This is a genomic window from Natrinema gari JCM 14663 (genome assembly GCF_000337175.1).
GTDB lineage: Archaea > Halobacteriota > Halobacteria > Halobacteriales > Natrialbaceae > Natrinema > Natrinema gari.
In genome coordinates this window covers 50802-69347 of the sequence record NZ_AOIJ01000061.1, presented here as the reverse complement: position 1 = coordinate 69347, position 18546 = coordinate 50802, and the positions used below count along the sequence as shown (strand labels likewise).

The 18546-nt window shown below is 65.4% G+C and carries 15 protein-coding genes; 6 read left to right on the top strand and 9 right to left on the bottom strand.

Features of this window, described 5'->3' with window-relative positions; translation table 11 throughout:
• Window positions 1-158 precede the first annotated feature (158 nt).
• Entirely contained in the window at window positions 159-1910 is a 1752-nt protein-coding gene (gene arcS / locus C486_RS14545; protein WP_008457367.1) for an archaeosine synthase subunit alpha, read from the bottom strand.
• 214 nt (window positions 1911-2124) lie between these two features.
• Here arcS and C486_RS14540 point away from each other — a divergent pair, with 214 nt between their 5' ends.
• The gene (locus tag C486_RS14540) at window positions 2125-4101 is read left to right on the top strand and encodes a hypothetical protein (RefSeq protein ID WP_008457366.1); all 1977 of its coding nucleotides are present in this window, start codon (window positions 2125-2127) and stop codon (window positions 4099-4101) included.
• A gap of 153 nt (window positions 4102-4254) precedes the next feature.
• On the opposite strand, the gene C486_RS14535 is transcribed toward C486_RS14540, so the two are convergent.
• Window positions 4255-4611: a TRAM domain-containing protein gene (locus C486_RS14535; protein WP_049888577.1), complete on the bottom strand. Its 357-nt coding sequence runs from the start codon at window positions 4609-4611 to the stop codon at window positions 4255-4257.
• A 211-nt stretch (window positions 4612-4822) separates the two neighbouring features.
• Between C486_RS14535 and C486_RS14530 the strand changes: the two genes are divergently transcribed.
• Window positions 4823-5095, top strand: a complete 273-nt coding sequence (locus C486_RS14530; RefSeq protein WP_008457363.1) for a HalOD1 output domain-containing protein — start codon at window positions 4823-4825, stop codon at window positions 5093-5095.
• Window positions 5096-5167: 72 nt separating this feature from the next.
• On the opposite strand, the gene tgtA is transcribed toward C486_RS14530, so the two are convergent.
• Window positions 5168-6643 carry a tRNA guanosine(15) transglycosylase TgtA gene (tgtA, locus tag C486_RS14525; RefSeq protein WP_008457362.1) on the bottom strand — a complete coding sequence of 492 codons (1476 nt, stop codon included), beginning with the start codon at window positions 6641-6643 and terminating at the stop codon, window positions 5168-5170.
• A 217-nt stretch (window positions 6644-6860) separates the two neighbouring features.
• Between tgtA and C486_RS14520 the strand changes: the two genes are divergently transcribed.
• Window positions 6861-7961, top strand: coding sequence for an archaeosine biosynthesis radical SAM protein RaSEA (locus C486_RS14520; protein ID WP_008457360.1), 1101 nt, complete (start codon window positions 6861-6863; stop codon window positions 7959-7961).
• 238 nt (window positions 7962-8199) lie between these two features.
• Here C486_RS14520 and C486_RS14515 read toward each other — a convergent pair whose 3' ends face one another.
• The 3 genes from C486_RS14515 to purS form a co-directional block, all read right to left on the bottom strand.
• Window positions 8200-11391 carry a PAS domain S-box protein gene (locus tag C486_RS14515; protein WP_008457359.1) on the bottom strand — a complete coding sequence of 1064 codons (3192 nt, stop codon included), beginning with the start codon at window positions 11389-11391 and terminating at the stop codon, window positions 8200-8202.
• 131 nt (window positions 11392-11522) lie between these two features.
• The gene (purQ, locus tag C486_RS14510) at window positions 11523-12200 is read right to left on the bottom strand and encodes a phosphoribosylformylglycinamidine synthase I (protein WP_008457357.1); all 678 of its coding nucleotides are present in this window, start codon (window positions 12198-12200) and stop codon (window positions 11523-11525) included.
• Entirely contained in the window at window positions 12201-12452 is a 252-nt protein-coding gene (gene purS / locus C486_RS14505) for a phosphoribosylformylglycinamidine synthase subunit PurS (RefSeq protein WP_008457355.1), read from the bottom strand.
• Between the two features lie 304 nt (window positions 12453-12756).
• Between purS and C486_RS14500 the strand changes: the two genes are divergently transcribed.
• Together C486_RS14500 and C486_RS14495 are read left to right on the top strand one after the other, a co-directional pair.
• Window positions 12757-13707 (top strand): formyltetrahydrofolate deformylase, encoded by a 951-nt coding sequence (locus C486_RS14500; RefSeq protein ID WP_049888578.1) that lies wholly within the window; start codon window positions 12757-12759, stop codon window positions 13705-13707.
• Between the two features lie 375 nt (window positions 13708-14082).
• Window positions 14083-14460, top strand: coding sequence for a metal-dependent transcriptional regulator (locus C486_RS14495; RefSeq protein WP_008457346.1), 378 nt, complete (start codon window positions 14083-14085; stop codon window positions 14458-14460).
• 39 nt (window positions 14461-14499) lie between these two features.
• Here the strand turns inward: C486_RS14495 and dpsA are convergent, their stop codons facing one another.
• The gene (gene dpsA / locus C486_RS14490) at window positions 14500-15045 is read right to left on the bottom strand and encodes a DNA starvation/stationary phase protection protein DpsA (protein WP_008457345.1); all 546 of its coding nucleotides are present in this window, start codon (window positions 15043-15045) and stop codon (window positions 14500-14502) included.
• Between the two features lie 145 nt (window positions 15046-15190).
• Here dpsA and C486_RS14485 point away from each other — a divergent pair, with 145 nt between their 5' ends.
• Entirely contained in the window at window positions 15191-16210 is a 1020-nt protein-coding gene (locus C486_RS14485) for an LLM class flavin-dependent oxidoreductase (RefSeq protein ID WP_008457344.1), read from the top strand.
• A 12-nt stretch (window positions 16211-16222) separates the two neighbouring features.
• Here C486_RS14485 and C486_RS14480 read toward each other — a convergent pair whose 3' ends face one another.
• Both C486_RS14480 and C486_RS14475 read right to left on the bottom strand, forming a co-directional pair.
• Entirely contained in the window at window positions 16223-17914 is a 1692-nt protein-coding gene (locus C486_RS14480) for a bacterio-opsin activator domain-containing protein (RefSeq protein WP_008457343.1), read from the bottom strand.
• Window positions 17911-18375, bottom strand: coding sequence for a response regulator (locus C486_RS14475; protein WP_008457342.1), 465 nt, complete (start codon window positions 18373-18375; stop codon window positions 17911-17913). Before C486_RS14475 ends, C486_RS14480 begins: the two co-directional genes overlap by 4 nt.
• Between the last annotated feature and the right edge of the window lie 171 nt (window positions 18376-18546).

Here is an 18546-nt window from a genome sequence, read left to right as displayed (position 1 = left end):
TCGAAACGCTGAGTGAGCTCGAGCGCCGACGGGGAGGCGTGCCCAATTCAGCGAATCCGGGCCGCCGCGATCGGCGCGAGTGTGAACTCTGTGGCCAACGCGTGCCCGCGGCGACGTACCGCGAGCACCTGCTCAAGGAGTGTCCGGGAGAGTAGGCGCTACGTCTCCTCGACGTGGCGGATCTCGCAGGCGATGCCGCGCGTGCTCTCGGCCATTTCGCGTCCGAACATCTCGGCGCGACCGACGGCGACGGCCTTCGGTCCTTCGACGACGACTTCGTCGCCGACACGGATGTCCTCGTCGGCGTCGACGACGCCCGGGGCGAGCACGCTGCCGTGAGGAACGAAGCCGTCGATCTCGACGCGCTTCGTCGGCGCGTCGCTCTCGAGCCAGCGGCGTGCGCCCGCGAGCGTGAACGAGAGCGTCCCGTACTGTGGGACCATCGTCGCGAGTTGCGTCTCATCGGCGTCGCGGACCTGGATCTTGGGATAGCGACTGGTCGTCCGAATGTCCGCGAAGAGGTCGTCGCCGGCCCCGTCGCCGAGCAGGTAGTCCGCGATCGCGCGGACGGTGTTGTGCTCGCGCTCGCGCTTGGAGTATTTCAGTTCGCCGGACAGGGCACTCGAGAGGTTCGCGAGCGATTCGTCGTCGGTCGGGTGGTCGGCAACCGTGTAGGTAACGTCGAGGGCGAGTCGCTCCTCGACGCGCTCGACGATGTCGCGGTAGCCCTCATCGGGGACGTGGGCGATGATTTCCGGATACTCGTTGCGCTCGAGGTACCGCTGGAGGACCTCGCTTACGAACTGCTTTTCGTCCTCGGACCACCGACCCGTGACCACGGTATCGTAGTGTTGAGCGGGATAGGTCGTCTCGAGTTCCTGCGGGACGACGCCGATCGGTGAGGTCATCGAAACGAGGTGGGCACGCCACTGGATGGCGTCGTGGAACTGGCGGTGGCTCTGGGACTCGCTGTACGGCTTGGCGGCCGAACAGGGGACGAGTACGAGCGGGTTGCTGAACCGGTTCCGGTACCGCGTAGTCACCCGATCGGCGAAGCGCTGGATCTCCACCCGTCGGATGGTGTCCGCGGTCGCCGCGTCGATCCGAGCGTCCCGCAGAATCGGCGTCCGTTCCTCGAGATATCCCCACTGGTCGTCGAGTTCGCGCATCGCGGCGGTGAGCCACTGGTCGTGGCGAGCCTGCCCCTCGACGTAATCCCGGAGCCGCCCGTCCCGAATCCGGCGGCGGACGATCGCCAGTTCGGATTCGAGGGCGGAGACGTTGTGCTCGGCACAATCGGCGCGCGTAAACTCCTCACGGGGTTGCTGGCAGGCCGGACACGAACAGGGGAGTTCGTCGAGATCCTCGAGGAAGTACGCCTCGTCGGTCGTGAGATAGCGACCTTCGGTCCCTTTTATCGCGGCCGCGGTGCCGTCGAACAGGTCGACGCCGGCGTAGGCCAACAGGGCGACGTTCCGCGGTGTCGTGACCCCGGAGAACAGCAAGGCGGTGTCGGCCGGAATCGCCTCGCGGACGTCGACGACGGCCTCGACGAGCGCCGCACCGTGACCCATCACGGACTGGACGTTCGAGAGGGCATAGGCGTCCGTCCCCTGGGAGGCGACGGTCTCGCTCGAGACGACCGCGACGCTCGGGTAGTCGACGTCGGGAGCGTCGACGGCAAACGATTCCCGTACCTCCTCGGGTGTGCCGCCGGGGAACGCCCGGTGGGGGAGGACGGTGAGTTGCGAGTCGTCGCCTGCGGGGCGTTCGCGGTCCGCGCTCCAGAGCGAGCCCGCGTCCTCGAGGACATCGTCGACGAGTGCGGGCGTCGTCAGTGGCGAGGAGAGGCGAAGTTCGCCCACGCGCGCGGCCCCGTCGCGCTCGTGTACTTCGAAATAGTCGGTCATACTCGATATGACCGGGGCGAGCGAAAGAGGTTGTCGATAGCGAGTGATCGCAGTCGATCTCAGTACCGTTCCAAGATCGTGACTGTCGAGTGCTGTATTCCCCGATTTCCGAAAGCGGATCCATCGGGGGATGTTTTGGAAAATTAATCTTTATACGGGAGCAGTTGGAAGGACGACTATGGAACCGGACAGAAGACCAGACTCGAGACGGCGATTGAAGAGTGGCGGGCGAGCGTTCCTCGTCGTGCTTCTCGTTGCAGCCGTCGGTATCGCGACGATCGGACTGCCGGCAATCTACGGCGGTTCGACGACGACTGCCGAAGCGACGGAATCACCCGTTAAATCGTACGAAACGGTCTCGCAGGCCGAATCGGACCTCGGTCCGGCCGACGAGGTGTACCTCCGCGACGACGGCAGCGCCGTCCTCCGCTATGACGACAACGAATCGGACATCAACCAGGTCGACCTAGGCATGGACGCCAGTGAAGGGCTGGTCCACATGCTGATCGCGGACGACATGGACGACGAGATGCAAAGCGAAGAGTTCGAGTCGGCGAACTTCTCGGCGATCCTCGACCAGCAGGGATTCGCCGGGAACGGCTCCCTCGTCATGCAACAGCCGGACGAGGTCACGGACCTCTCCGTCGATGTCTCCGGTGAAGTCTCCGACGAACGGAACCAGTTCGACGCGACCGCTACCGGAACGTTCGAAAGCAATTCCACGACCGCCGGCGAGGCCACCACCAGCGGACACATGACTGCCACCGCCGACAGATTCGAAACGGCAGGCACCGTCTCCGCCAAATCCGGGCAGATGGGCGCCGGTGACGATACGTCCATAGACGTGTCCCTCAAGGACACGAGCGACGGGTACACCCTCGACGTGGCTCAAGAGCGGAGTGTCCTCAACTCGACCGCCGAGCGATGGGAGACTCGAGAAGCGGCCAAACAGGCCCTCCAAGAGCAGTACGGTGCGATCGCGACGCAGCTGGGTGGCACGAGTGACATCCAGATCAACGAATACGAGTTCACGGAGGGATCCTCCGGTGACTACCGGCTCACGCTCGACTTTACCGTCGAGTACACCGGCATCGACGCGGGGATCGAGAAACAGCTCGCGACGTCCCTCGCGAACGATGAAACGTCCGATCTGAGCCAATCCGAGGCCGAAGCGATCGCGGCCAACATCACCGAGCTCGATATCGAGACCTTCGAGTTCACGATGAGCCAGAGCGACGGGACGGTCGATGTCGAGTGGGAGATCGCGCTCGCGAACTACGACAAACTCACGATCGCGATGCTCGATCTGGCCGAATCGACGGACATGAACAGTACGCTGCCACAGGAAGACATCGACAACGCCCGCGCAGCGATCGACGCACAGCAGAAGGCCGATCTCACGTGGGAGATGCAGTGGAACGCGTCGGTCGAGCAAACCACCGGTAATGAACTCACGCTCGACGCCGAACTCACGAGCGAAACCGAAAACTGGAAGGACTACATCAGCGAGCTCAAGGCGAACGACATCGAGACGCCGAACGACGTCATGTTCGATCTGACGGCCGAAACCGACGGCGATCAGCTCTCCGTCGACGGACAGTTCGAGGTCGAGAGCAAGGACCTCGCCGGGCAGGCGATCGACGCGATGGCCGAGTCCGCTCAGAGCGGTCCCACCAGCTCGTCGAACGCGCAGAGCGACCAGTTCCTCACGGCGCTCTCCGAATCCGACCTCCAGGTCGCCCGTATCGACGGCAGTATCACCGGTGACTCGGTGCGAGTCGAAGCCGGTGCGAAGTTCGACAACATGAGCAAGGTCACCGAGACGTTCAGCGACACCGTCTCCATTAGCGGCGTCGCAACCGAATCCAACGGGAACACCACGTCCATGTACGTCCATGTCGACGACATGGGTGATGTCGATACCGCCTCGGCGACCAAGTCCGACATCGAACACCTCGGCGTGGTCGATTCCGAGACGACCGTCCATCAGGCAGGCGACTGGGACAAGACGTTCCCCGAAGCCGACACTGACGGCATGCGTAGCTATCTCGGTCTCAACACGGAGGACAGCGAACAGACGGAAGGCGAGGACGAGGACGGCTCCGATAGCGTTCCCGGCTTCGGGCTCGGCGTCGGCCTCGCTGCAGTCGCCGGACTGCTCACGACGCTCGTCCTTCGACGACGCGAGTAACGCCCCGAAATCAGACTGCGCGCGGTCGACGTTGCACTCTCTCGTTTTTTGACTGCTATCGAGACGTAGTCGGGATAGCCTCCCGCTCGCGTTTCGGGTGTCCGCGGTGATCGTGAGTGGGGCTGCCGATGGGGACCGACCGCAACGGGTCAGCTACACGGTCTCGAGGTGGGTCGCCGTCGCCGACGTGTGGCCGCGGTTGTACGAGAGGATCTTGATCCGGATCACGTCGGTCACCTCGCAGGCGTCGGGGACGTCTTCGACGAAGACGACGAACCCTTCGACCTTGCCGACCGCCCGCCGCTCACCGGAGTGGTGGTCGCTGAATTCGCGGATCGCGACTTCCTCGACGTCGCCGATGTCGACCGGCGGGTCGCGTTCCTGAGCAGCTCTGTGACGGGCCCGGGACTGCTGTTCGTCCGCAGAGCCGCCGCGAACGCGTTTGAAGAGCCACGAGACAAGCACGAGCGCGACGAGGACGCCACCGCCGGCGACTGCTGGACCGAGCATATCGCAATCGGACAGCGCCTGGGTCTTCGATGTTCCGATCCGCGCGGGACAGTCGGCGACGGCCCGTGACGACGAGACGGGCGGGAAAAGCGGAACGGACATCTGCAGGTGCACTCGAGGTAGAACGGGCGATAGCCTTTTGCTTATCCGACCGATGGGATACGTCGTGAATCATCCATGCAGCGGGTCATTTGACGGGAGCACCAAGTCGGTGAGCAGTGCCGTCATTGCTGCGGTCGCGACACATCGCGAGACGGACCCAACCCAACTGCCGCCGCTCTACGAGTGGATCGATCCGGACGCGCTGGACGCACTGTTCACGCCCGTGCGGAGCGGTCCTCGCAGCGGTCGACTCGAGTTTACCTATGACGGGCACACGATCGCGGTGGACTGTACCGACGGCGTCTCGGTCTCGGTCGACGGCTCGGCGAGCGGCGAGTCGATACCGGTCCGCTCCGAGAGCGCGACGCGGATCGATACGTAACTGACGGCTCCGCCGTGGCACTCGCTGGGTCGCACGACGAGGACCGATTTTTCGACGGGAACCGATCCCCGATCAGTTCGCGGTGAGGTCCACCAGCGCGACGGCGTCGGGGACGCGCTCGAGGACGGCAGCCGGCCATCCCTCGTGGGCGAGGGTGAACGTCGTCTCCGGATTCGTCGCGACGAGGGTGGCGACGCCGTCGGCCGCGGCTTCGAGGGCGGCTCGATCGGTTCGGGCGGGGACTTCCGCGGTGAGCGGGTAGCTCTTCGACAGCGCACGCGGGAAGGGACCGAACGGCGGTTCGACGCGCCAGGCGTCGTCGAACTCGTCGCTCCGGGGCGCGTTCCCCTCCGTGAGAAGGAGGGTGTCCGGGACGGACAGCCGCTCGAGGCGCTGATGGTGTCGGACGACTTCGGGGCGACGAGCGCTCTCGTGGGAGGTATAGAAGAACGAGCCTTTCGAGACGGGATCGCGTCGCTCGAGTTGGGCGGCGTGATCGAGCAGCGTGCGGTAGCCGTCGAGCATCGTCGGGTGGGCGCGGGCGCGCTGTTCGACGAGTTCGAGCAGATCGCCCGTCCGGATGGCCTGTTTAATCCGGCGAATCTCGGCGAAGGTGACGTGGAGGTTGTGGGCGGCCAGTTCGGATTCGCGCTCGGCGTCGGGCAGGGCGCGAAGTTCGGCCGGCGAGTGGGCAGTACAGACGGCACAGGAACAGGGGAGATACTCGAGGTCGTCGAGCGCACGGGTGCCCCGAACCGTGAGGTAGCGGTCGTCGCGGGCGTACAACGCGTAGGCAGCCGAGTCGAACAGATCACAGCCCATCGCGACGGCGAGGGCGAACATCATGGGGTGGCCAGCACCGAAGAGGTGGACGGGTGCGTCGGCCCCTAGGCCGCGCTTGGCCGCGGCGACGACGTCGACCATATCGTCGTACCGGTAGTCGTTCATCAGCGGGACGACCGCGCCGACCGGGAAGACATCGAGATCGGTGCCGTCGGCGTGGCGGCCGGCCCGCTCTCGAAGGTCCGGGTACGTCGATCCCTGCACGGGTGCGCTGACGAGCATCTCGCCCGTGTCGGCGGTCTCGGCGACCTCGAGTCGCTCCTGTGTGGTCTCGAGATCCGCCGCCGCGCGCTCGCGGGAGACGTCCGGCGGGGTCGGGATGTCGACGGGCGTGGCGATGTCGGAGCCGATCTCGCGCTGGAAGGCGAGGATTTCCGTCGTCGTCACGTCGATCTCGCCGTACTCCGAGAGCTGGAACGAGCCGGAGTCGGTCATGATCGCGCCCGGGAAATCGAGCAGGTCGTGGAGCCCCTCCTCGAGCGCGCGTTCGCGGAGCGTGTCGTCGCCGTGGATGATGTAGGAGTTCGTGATGAGGATTTCCGCGCCGAACTCGTCGGCGAGTCGGCGAGGGCTGATCGTATCCAGGTTCGGATTGATAACGGGTAGCAAGGCCGGGGTTTCGACGGTCGTACCGGCACGCGGAACGGTGAGTTCCCCGATGCGGCCGCCGGCGTCGGTGTCCCGGATTTCGAAAGACTCGCGCATTGCGCCTCCGTTGGATCGTCGGACGTAAGTCGTGACGGTTTTCGGCCGCCCGGTCGCCGATGTCCTGTCGCTCGTTCTATCCGAGGCCCGCCCCGTCGCGGCGCTGGACGAGTCGGAGCCCCTCGAGACGGCGTGGTGACAGTGCGGCCGCAGTTCCGGAACCGCCCACACGGGGGAGACGAAGGCGCTTTACGCTCCGGGCCGCTTTCGTCCCCTAATGAGTAAACCCACGCCCGATGTCTACGAGCAGGGCAAGGGCATGGACGCCCACAATCAGGCGATGCGGGAGATCCGCTCCCGCAAGGAAGCCAGCTACGATCCCCACGAGCCGACCCGCGTCTGGCTCGACGAGGACAACACCCCCGACGGCGTCAAGACGAGTCTGACGATCATCCTCAACACCGGCGGCTGTCGGTGGGCCCGCGCCGGCGGCTGTACGATGTGTGGCTACGTCGCCGAAAGCGTCGACGGCGGCTCCGTCTCCCACGAGGCTTTGATGGACCAGATCGACGTCTGTCTCGCCCACGAAGCCGAGAACGCCGACGACCCCGCCGCGCTCATCAAGATCTACACCTCCGGATCGTTCCTCGACGAGCGCGAGGTCAGCGCCGAGAGTCGCCGAGCGATCGCCGACACTTTCGCCGACCGCGACCGCATGGTCGTCGAGTCGCTCCCCGACTTCGTCGACCGCGAGAAGATCGCCGACTTCACCCAGCACGGACTCGACACCGACGTCGCGATCGGCCTCGAGACGGCGACCGACCGCGTGCGCCACGACTGCGTGAACAAGTACTTCGACTTCGCGGACTTCGAGGCCGCCTGCGCGGAAGCCGCGGCCGCCGACGAAGACGCGGGCACCGACACGGCGGCCGGCATCAAGGCCTACCTGCTACTGAAACCCCCCTTCCTCACGGAGTCCGAAGCCGTCGACGACATGATCTCGTCGATCGAGCGCTGTGCGGCTGTCGAGGGCTGTCACACCGTCTCGATGAACCCCTGTAACGTCCAGCGGTACACGATGGTCGACGATCTCTACTTCGAGGACGGCTACCGGCCGCCGTGGCTCTGGTCAGTCGCCCACGTCTTGGCGGAAACGGCCGACACCGACGCCATCGTCGTCTCGGACCCCGTCGGGCACGGCTCCGACCGCGGTCCGCACAACTGTCAGGAGTGTGATGACCTCGTCCAGAAGGCGATCAAGGACTTCGACCTGCGCCAGGACCCGACGGTCTTCGAGCAGGTCTCCTGTGACTGCGAACTGACCTGGGAGACGGTCATCGAGCGCGAGCGAAGCTTCAACCAACCGCTGACCCGGTAATCCGGTACCCCCGCCGACGATCACGCGGGGATCGAGGCGACGGACGGGACTGCGAACCGGCGCTGATCCTCACGGTACGCCCGTCGATAGCGTGGTGCTGGAACGACCTCGAGCCAACCGTCTCGGTCGTGTCGACTGCCCGGTGGTCGTCGTTCCGGAGCCCGCAACCCCGCGCTGGGTGCGCGCTCGTACCCTTGGGCGGTAGCTGGTCTTCCTCGAGAGGGAGACTGAAAACGGACTAATCGCCGGTCGCCGGTTCGTCCGACGCCGACCGGACCGACTCCGCGTCGGCGCGCGGAATCGAAAGCGTCACCACGGTCCCTCGAGGTTCGTTGTCATGGAACGTGAGCTGACCGCCGGCCTGGGTCACGACCCAGTTGACGAGCCAGAGACCGAGCCCGCTCGCGTGGCGGAGTTGTGTGATCTCCCGGTCGCCCTCGAGTAGTTCTCGCTCTTCGGGAGGGATACCGGGACCGTCGTCGGCGACTGACAACGTTAGTTCCTCCTGGTCCGGCCGGTCACACACCGTCACGTCGACGGTCGGCCGCGCTTGGTCGTTGTGTTCGACGGCGTTCTCGAGCACCTGAAAGACGGCCGTCCGGAGGTATTCGTCGGCGCGAGCGAAGGCTCCGTCCGGCAGCGAGCAGGTGACCTCGACGTCGGGATGGGTGTTCTCGAGGCGGGCGACGGCCCCTTCGACGGCCTCGGTGAGGTCGACGGGGCCGGCCGCGACCGTCTCACGGTCGAGGACGCGTTCGACGGTTCGGGTTTTCTCCGCGAGTCCGATGAGTTCCCGCGTCCGGTTCTGAATGGTCTCGACGTACTCGCTGTCGGCGTCGTCGACCGCGTCCACGAGCATCTCCGCACAGCCGTTGATGATGTTCATGCCGTTGCGCAGGTCATGGCGGAGGACCCGATTGAGTATCTCGAGGCGTTTCTGTCGCTGTTTCTGGGCGGTGATATCGGTATAGAGCCCGAAGCCGCGATCCGACGACCCGTCCATCTCCATCGGGACGACCCGCAGTCGGAAATCGCGCAGGCCGTCCGCAGTTCGGCGTTTGACCTCTGCCTCGCCGATCTCACCGCGGTTGCCCCGGCGATTGAGGGTATCGGATTCGGCCCGTCGATCGGGCGGCACGATGATCTCGTCGAGGGCCGTTCCGACGAGGTCCGCCTCGTCGTAGCCGAAAATTCGTTCGAACGCTGGGTTGACGTCCTCGACGATCGGGCCGTCCTCGAGTCGGCTGACGCTGACGACGGCGTCGGGAACGTTTTCGAACAACGCCGCGAACCGGTCGCGTTCGGCCCGCAGTCGTTCCTCGAACGCGATCCGGTCGAGCGCATCGGTGACGTGTGATAACAACAGTTCCGTCAGTTCCTCGTCGGCCGCGGTAAACGCGTCGGGCTCGGACGAAACGGCCTGAAACACGCCGTGATTACCGATCGAAACGCTCAGCACCGACCGGCAGTTGTCGATACGGGACGTGATCCCATCGTCCGAATCGATCTCGTCGACACGGGAAGGTCGTCGCGACCGATACGTCCGTCCGGCGATGCCCTCGTCGAACGGGCGTTGCTCCCCGCGATCGATCTCGAGACCGGAGGACGCGGCTTCCGTCACGATGGCTCCCCCACAGATCCTGTCGACGAAACAGCGATCGAAGCCGAGGATATCTTCGGCCGCCTCGACGGCCACGTCGTAGATCGCTTCCCGGCTCTCACAGTCTTCGAGCCGAGACGCAACGGTGTGGAGGCCCTCGATTTTCGCCTTCCGGTCGACCAGTTCCCGCTCCATTCGCTTGCGATCACTGATGTCGCGGGCGATGCCGACGGTGCCCTCGATATCGCCGTCGGACCGCAACAGCGCCATACTGACTTCGGCGGGAATCCGTTCGCCGTCGGCCCCGGTCAGCGTGACTTCACACGTCGCGGTACGCTGCTCGTCGTCGGCCGTCAGTTCCCGGACGCGTCGCCGTCCGCGTTCGGCGCTCTCGTCGGAGAGTATCCGCGAGACGTGTTCGCCGAGGAGTTCGTCTCGGTCGTATCCGGTCCTATCCTTCATCCCGTCGTTGACCTCGACGAACCGGCCGTCGCGATCGAGTTGGTAGACACAGTCCCCGACCGTCTCGACGACCGTCTTCGTCCGCTCGAGTTCGCGATCGTGTGCCGCTCGATCGAGCGCGGCCTCGGCGGTCGTCGCGAGAACGTGGATCAGGTGGAACTCGGCATCGCTGAGTTCGTTCGACCCAACCGACGCGACCGACAACATGCCGTGATCGCCGAGTGGCTGGAGAAGCGAGTTTCCCACGTCGGTCTCGATCTCGTACGGAATCCGGTCGGTCGAGACGTTCTCGATGACGGTCGGTTCGCTGTCGGTGTAGGCGTCCCAGAGGATCGAGCCGTCCGGCTCGATCGGCGGGATCTCGTCAGTGTTGGCGTCGAGTAGTGGCGTCACACCGGCGAGTTCGAGGGTCTCGCTGTCGTCGTCGTAGAACCTGATCGCGCCGAGCGGTCGATCGATCACGTCTTCCGCCGCCGTCATCACGATGTCGGCGATTTCGTCGGTCGACTCGGCCCGCAGTAGCTCTCGGGTCGTTTCCTGGAGTGCCTCGAGTGCGTTCGTGCGCTTGCGCTCGGCGGTCACGTCCCGGACGAACGACAGAACGCTGCCGATCTCTCCCTCGTCGTCGACCAGCGGCGTGTTCAACCACTCGCAGGTGATCGCCGTCCCGTCCTTGCGGACGTTCGAGTCGATCCGGCAGAACGACCCGCTATCGGGTTCGTTGTCGGCGATCCGCTCTCGCAACTCTCGGACGGTGTCGCGGTCGGAGTCCGGGACGATCAGGTCGACAGCGGATTCGCCGATCGCCTCCGCGGCCGTGTATCCGAACAGATCGGCCGCGGCCGGATTCCAGTTGCGGACTTCGTACTCGAGGGTCCACTCAATGACCGCGAGCGGCGACTGTTCGATGAGCGACTCGAGTCGGGCCGAGTCGGCGTCCGCCGCCGATGCCGCGTTGATCGTCGGGGCGTCCGCGGGCGTCGAGCGGGCGTCGGGTGTCGATGCCTCGAGGAGCGCGTCCAGCCGATCGACGAGCGTCTCGACCCCCTGCGAACGGGGGACGTAGCCGTCCGCTCCCGCCGCGACGACTGCACCCGCGAGCCGTTCGCTTCCGTCGTGGGGAAAGACGACGATCGGGACCGCGGAGCGGCTGTCTCGAATCACCCGACAGCAATCGACGAGGTCGGCGTCCGACCGTGCTCTCGCTGCGATCACGACGCCGTCGACGTTCGGGAGTCGCTCGAGGCACGCATCGGCCGTCCGAACCGACTCGGTCGACACGTCGCGCTCTTCGAGAGCGCGTGCCACGTCCGCGGCGTCTTCGCCGACGACGACGACTCGAGTGTGTGGTCCGGTTGTCGTGCCCATTCCCCTGTATTCCGATCGGCTTCAACGAACCCATCCCATATGACTGTTCCACTCAGTTCACGAACTGAGTCGCCGTTGTTATCGTTCACGAATTCGGAGAAGAATCGTTTCTGAGCCCTGACGCAACCGAATTACTGTTCAAGGCCGCGCAGGATGCCCTGCCCGTCGGTCGGGCCGACATCGGGCAGCGTCGCGCGCTCGGGGTGGGGCATCAACACCGCGACGGAATCGCGGTCGCCGAGGATACCGGCGACGGCGTGCTTGGACCCGTTCGGGTTCGCCTCGGGGGTCGAGTCGCCGTTCTCGTCGCAGTATCGAAAGAGGATGCGCCCCGCGGCTTCCAGTTCGGCCAATCGGTCGTCGTCGATCTCGTAGCGGCCCTCGCCGTGCGCGATCGGAATCTCGATGACCTCGCCCTCCTCGTAGGCGGCGGTCCAAGGCGTGTCCGCGCGCTCGACGCGCAGGGAGACGTGTTCACACTGGAAGCGCGCGCTCTCGTTGGTCGTGAACGCGCCCTCCGTGAGCCCGGACTCACAGCCGACCTGAGCCCCGTTACAGACGCCGAGGACGGGAACGCCGTTGGCCGCAGCCGTTCGAACCTCGGCCATGATCGGCGAGCGGGCCGCCATCGCGCCCGCACGGAGGTAGTCCCCGTAGGAGAAGCCGCCGGGGAGGACGACGCCGGTCACGTCCTCGGGCAGACCGTCCTCGTGCCAGACGATCTCGGCGTCGATCTCGAGGTGTGCCAGCGCGCGCTCGGCGTCGCGATCGCAGTTCGAACCGCCGAACCGAATGATTGCAACGGTCATCTACCGTTCGGCGACCTCCACATCGTAGTCGTGGATGGTCGGATTTGCCAGCAGCCGTTCTGCCATCTCGTCGGCGCGCTCGCGCGCAGCGGCCACACTGTCGGCGTCGAGGTCGACCTCGAAGCGGTCGGCCGACCGCAGCCCCTCGAGTTCGAAGCCCAATCGCTCGAGGGCTTGCTTCGTGGTCTCGGCCTCGGGGTCTAGCACGCCCTGTTTGAGTCGAACGGTCACCGTCGCGGTATAGGCGGTCATTACCTGTTACCCCGTAACCGTGCTCAAAAACGCTTTCGCCTTGACTCCGTAATACACGTTCGTGGATACTGGTGGCCACGCGGCGGTCGGGTCCGACTCGGGCAGTCCGAACGGACGGTCGTCCGACCTGAACCGACCACTACCTTCATTGCAACCGACGTATACCCGCTCCGACAACCATGGCGGAGGCCGAACCGAATGCGGGGGATTCGCACGCGTCTCTCCGGAAAGTAGGACTTTTAGCCGCCCGTAGACTGCAGTCCGTCGTGATGAATCGCAATTCGCTCGAGCGGAGGTGGCAGCGTTGACGACCGACGTAACCGAAATTACGGTCATCGGGGACGACGACACCGGATTAGTCGCGAACGTGACTAGCCTCCTGTTCGAGCGCGGAGTCAACATCGAGGACCTCGATCAGGCGGTCCGCGACGGCGTTTTCCGGATGTATCTCGCCGTCGACACCTCCGAAATGGTCTGTACCGAGGCCACGCTTCGGGAGGACCTCCGCGACCTCGGCGACGACCTCGGACTCGACGTCCAGGTCCGTTTCCCCGCCGACCGCGAGACCCAGCAGATCGCCGTCCTCGTCACTAAGGAGAGCCACTGTCTCGAGGCCCTGTTCGAGGCCTGGGCCAACGACGAACTCGGCGCGGACATCGGCGTCGTCATCGGCAACCACGACGACCTGCAACCGCTGGCCGAACACTACGACGTTCCCTTCCACGACATCGGCGACGAGGGCGGACAGCAAAACGAGGACGAACTGCTCGAACTCCTCGGGGAGTACGACGTCGATCTGATCGTCCTCGCGCGATACATGCGCATCCTCAGCCCCAACGTCGTCTTCCGCTACGAGGACCGTATCATCAACGTTCATCCCTCCCTGCTCCCGGCGTTCCCCGGTGCGGAGGCCTATCGACAGGCCGTCGAGGAGGGCGTTCGAGTCGCGGGTGTCACGGCCCACTACGTCACGACCGACCTCGATCAGGGACCGATCATCACCCAGCGCGCGTTCGACGTCCCCGACGACGCCGATGTCGCGGAGATGAAACGCCGCGGCCAGCCCCTCGAGGCCAGCGCGTTGCTCGAGGCCGTCCAACTGCACCTGAACGGCGATGTCTCGGTTCACCGCGGTCGGACGTCGGTCCGGGAGAACGGCACCCAGTACCAGCTCGGACTCCCCGACGAAATCGACGAGTTCACGCCGGACCGGCCGATTGACGGGATCGGCAGCGTGGTCGCCGACGACTCGTAATACCGCCGAAGAAGGCCATTGTGAACCGTCCGGCGGCGCGGTCGGCGACTGTCTCGGTGTGACTGTCGGCCGACGCCGCCTCGCCGCCGACTCATGACTCCGCGGTAACGGCTGCTTCGAGTGCCACGCCGATTGGACAGCCCGCGTACGGTTACCTCTCCAGACCGACAACGGTTCCGACGGCTGTGAGACCGTCGCGGAACCGACTAGCCGCAACTACTTTATTGTTTTAGGCAAGCCTAAAACCATGGACGACGATCTGCCAGGGGATCCCAGGCCGACGTGGTCGCCCACCGCTTCGTCGCTCGTCTCCCGTCTCGACGCGTCTCACGAGGACCGCCAGCGATCCGGCCGCGATCACCCCACTCGGCGCGCATGACGGACGCGTCTCAGTACTTGCTCGTCTGTTATCTCGCCGCTCGAGACGGTGGGGAACCGGTCGCACCGGGACACGTCGCGGACGAACTCGATCGGTCGCCGGCGGTCGCGACGGAAACGCTCCAGCGACTCGAGACGCGGGGGTATCTCACCTACGAGCCGTACGAGGGGGCGACGCTCACCGCGCAGGGGCGGGAGACGGCCGCCGACTTGTACGAAACCTACGTCGTCCTCTCGGCGTTCTTCCGCGACGTGCTCGACCTCGCGGAGCCCGACCGGGAGGCGATGGCACTCGCGGGAAGCGTTAGCTCGCTCGTCACCGAACGGGTCGCCGAAACGCTGCTCGAGGACGACGACATCGACGTCTCCGTCTGAGCACCGCCGTCGAAAACTGCAGTAGAGAGACCGCGACCGTTAGTTCGTCGCCGACTCGAGGACGAGCGTATCGTCTTCGAGGTAGTGCTCGATATGGTGGGTGTGTTCCTCGATGGTCTCGAGTTGCTCGCGGAGCATCTGTGCGGTGGCGTGGTCACCCAGTCCCGCCGTGAGCTCGATGTGTTCGCGGTAGCTCTCGATGATATCGCCCATCATCTCGAGGTCGTTCGCGAGCGACGTCCGGATGTCGTAAACGTCCTCGTCCTCGGGCTCGACGGTGGCGTGCTCCGCCAGGGTCGTCATGCTCGCGTGCGGAACGCCGCCGAGCGCCTGGAGGCGTTCGGCGAGGTCGTCGGCCGCCACCTCGACATCCTCGTAGACCTCCTGCAGGAAGACGTGAACGTCGAGGAACTCCGCGCCTTCGACGTTCCAGTGGTGCTTGTGGAGCTGGTGGTAAAGGACGTACGCGTCCGCGAGGTCGCGGTTCAGCGCCTCGACGATCTGCTCTGCCTTCTCGGGCTCGAGTCTAAGCGCGTTCTCCTCGACGGTGCCGGCTTCCTGTTGGACGGTCTTCTGCGTATTCATCACAGCTAGTCCGTGGAGTCTCGGACACATATAACTTTTCAATTCAATAATATTTTTTCGTGCGACCTAAAATCGGTTCGCCACCGGACCCCACCTCGCGCGGGAGATCGAACGGCTATTCGGCGTTCGGTTCGGAGTGATCGGTATGGATCTCTCGATCGTGGACCTCGCGCCCGTCCCGGAAGATGGGACCGCGACTGATGCCTACGAGAACACCATCGAACTCGCGCAACTGGCCGCGGACCTCGGCTACTCGCGGTTCTGGATGGCCGAACACCACGGCATGGCTGACTCGATCGCGAGTACGACCCCGGAAGTCCTGATCGCGCGTCTCGCAGCCGAAACCGACGAGATCCGTGTCGGTTCCGGCACGGTTCTGCTCAACCACTACCAGCCGTTCAAGGTGGCCGAAACGTTCGCGTCCCTCGATGCGCTGGCTCCGGGCCGCATCGACCTCGGACTCGGCCGGGCGACCGGCATCCCGGCCGCTGACCGGGCGCTGGGAACCGACCGCCAGAGCGGGGACCCCGACGCGGACCACGCCGAAAAAATCGAATCGACCGTCACCCACCTCCACGACGGGTTCCCGGACGAACACGCGTACGGCGACTTGACCCTCCCTCGCTCGGCCGACAGCGTCCCCGAACCGTGGGTCCTGGGATCGAGCCCCGCGAGCGCCGAAATCGCCGGGAAGCTCGGTCTCCGCTACTGTTTCGCCGGGTTCATCCGGCCGACCCTCGCCGAACGTGCGTTCGAAACCTACCGGGATCGGTTCGACCCCTCCCCGCTCGGAGCGGGGCCGGACGAACCCGAGGGGATGCTGGCGATGAACGTCGCCTGTGCGGACACCGACGACGAAGCGGCCAGACTGCGTGCGACCGCCGAAGCGTCGTACAAGCGGCTGCGACGCGGCGTCGTCGGCTCACCCCCGTCAGTCGAGGCCGCGATCGACGAACTCGGCGGCGTCCCGGAGCCGACGCCGAACCCGCTTCCCGACGGCGACTGGCCGCGTTCGATCTCGGGAAGCCCGGAAACCGTGGCCGATCTGCTCGAGCAACTGACCGACCGTGTCGGGGTCGAGGACGTGATCGTACAGAATATCATCGCCGACCACGATGACGTGTTGCGCTCGCACGAACTCCTGGCGGACGGCGTCGGGCTCTGAAACGGGACCCCGCTACTCACCGAAGACGGAATTGAAGAACTTCCGTTCTGCCGTCCGGAGGTGCTGGTTGAACGTCGCCGGCGCGATCCCGAGCCGTTCGGCGATCTCCTCACCGGTGCTGCCCCGCGGCCAGTCGAAGTAGCCCGCGAAGTAGGCCGTCTCGAGTGCCGCTCGCTGTTTCTCGGTCAGCTCCTCCTCGAGGACCGACGCCGAGCCGGAGTCGATGCGCTCGCTGCGTTCGGTGGTCCGCTGGGCGAGGTAGGTGATGTCGTCGCGCTGGTTTCTGATGAGTTCGATGATCTGACGGGTGTCCCGACCCCGCGGGAGTTCGACGACGAAGCGAAACTCCCCGTCGGCGATCGTCGCCGAGGCGACGCGACCGCCGTGGGTCGCGATCGTCTCGAACAGCGAGACGGCCGCGGGCGCGACCAGTTCGAACTCGAGGTCGTCGCGCCTGACTGAGAGGAACCGCACGTCGCCGATCCCGTCAGTGTCGTCGATGGCGTCGCTGAACGCCTCCTGGGAGATGCCGTGTGCCGAGCCGTAGGCCAGCAGCGCCTCGTCGCCGCTGACCAACTGCTCGAACGTGATCGTACACGACTCGGTCGCCGAGAGTTCGACCAGCGGTTCGGCCATCGCCTCGACGCGGAACTCGAGTTCGACCACGGCGTCGCTGACCAGTGCGTCCCTGCGTTCGATCGCCGTGATCGCGTGGGCGATGATGTCGCCGATCCGGGCGAACACCCCGGTCTCCAGCCCCTCGAACGCCCGCGGTGACGACGCGTACACGTTCAACACGCCGTAGACGAGGTCTTCGTGGATGAGCGGGACCGCCGCCGCCGACCGGAAGTTACGGGCACGCGCCTGCTCTCGCCACGGTCCGAACTCGGGGTCCGTCCGGGCGTCGTTCATAACCTGTACCCGCTCGGTCCGAATGGCCGTTCCGGCCGGCCCGCGTCCGCTCTCGTCGTCCTCGGCGACGGAGACATCTATTTCATCGAGGTATCCGTCCTCGACGCCGGCCGCCGCCTTCGGGACGACGCGGTCGCTCCCGGGATTGACGCCCCCGATCCAGGCGAACCGATAGGCGTCGGACTCGGCGAGCCGATCGCACACCTCCTGTTCGAGTTCCGCCCGCGTCTCGGTCGTGATCACCGCGTGGGTGATGTCGTGTCCGATCCGGTTGAGCCGGTTGAGCGCCTCGAGATGTTCGCGCTGTTGGCGGCGCTCTCGCTCTTGACGGGCGCGTTCGATCGCGTGGTGGATCGTCCGCACCAGCAGTTCGCTCGTCACCTCGTCTTTGACGAGGAAGTCCTGCGCGCCGCGTTGGATCGCCTCGACGCCGACCTGCTGGTCGCGGACGCCCGTCAGGACGACGATCGGCGTCTCCTCCGTCTCCTCGTGCACCCGTTCGAGGGTCGCCAGCCCCTCGCTGTCGGGCAGGTTCAGATCGAGCAACACGATGTCCGTCGGCTCGGCGTCGACTATCTCGAGGCCGTCCTCGAGACGCGTTTCCCGCGACAGGTCCGGCGTCTGCCCGGTCGATTCGATGGGACTGACTCGCTGGGCGAGTTCTTCGGTATCCCGGAGCATCTCCTCGATCAGCCGAGCGTCGCCCGGATTGTCCTCGATGAGAAGGACACGAAGCGTGTCGGCGGGCTCCCCGTCCCGTTCCGTCTCGGTCCGGGCGTTCGTCTCGCTCATTCCGAATCACCCTCCGGCGGAAGCCGAACGACCGAAAACCAGAACTTCTCGAAGGCTCGGACCGTCTCGATGAACTCGTCTGGATCGACGGGCTTCGTGAGATAGGCGTTCGCGTGGAGTTCGTAGGATTTGACGACGTCTTCTTCCGCGCGCGAACTCGTCAAGACGATTACCGGAATCGATCGCAGCACCGGGTCCGCCTTGAGTTCTTCCAGGACCTCTGCGCCGTCTTTCCCGGGCAGATTGAGGTCCAGGAGGACGAGATCCGGGCGCGGTGCGTCGGTGTACGGCCCCTGTCGTCCGAGGAAGTCCAACGCCTCGGTCCCGTCGGAGACGACGTGCAGGTCGTTCTCGATCCGGCCCTGCTTGAACGCTTCCTTGGTCAGGCGAACGTCGCCGGGGTTGTCCTCGACCAGCAGAATTTGTGCCGGCTCTGCCCGAAAGCTGTCCGAATCACTCATGGGTCTGGTAATCCACGTCGGTCGGGACGGTCGCTCCGAACGGCGTCGTCGCCTCCGGGACCGCGGGCGGTTCAACCGCGACCGTCGCCCCGTCGCTGGGAGCGGAGTCGTAGAAACTCGTGCCGTCGTAGCGCTCGATGCTGTCTGACGGAGCGCGATTCCGATACCGGC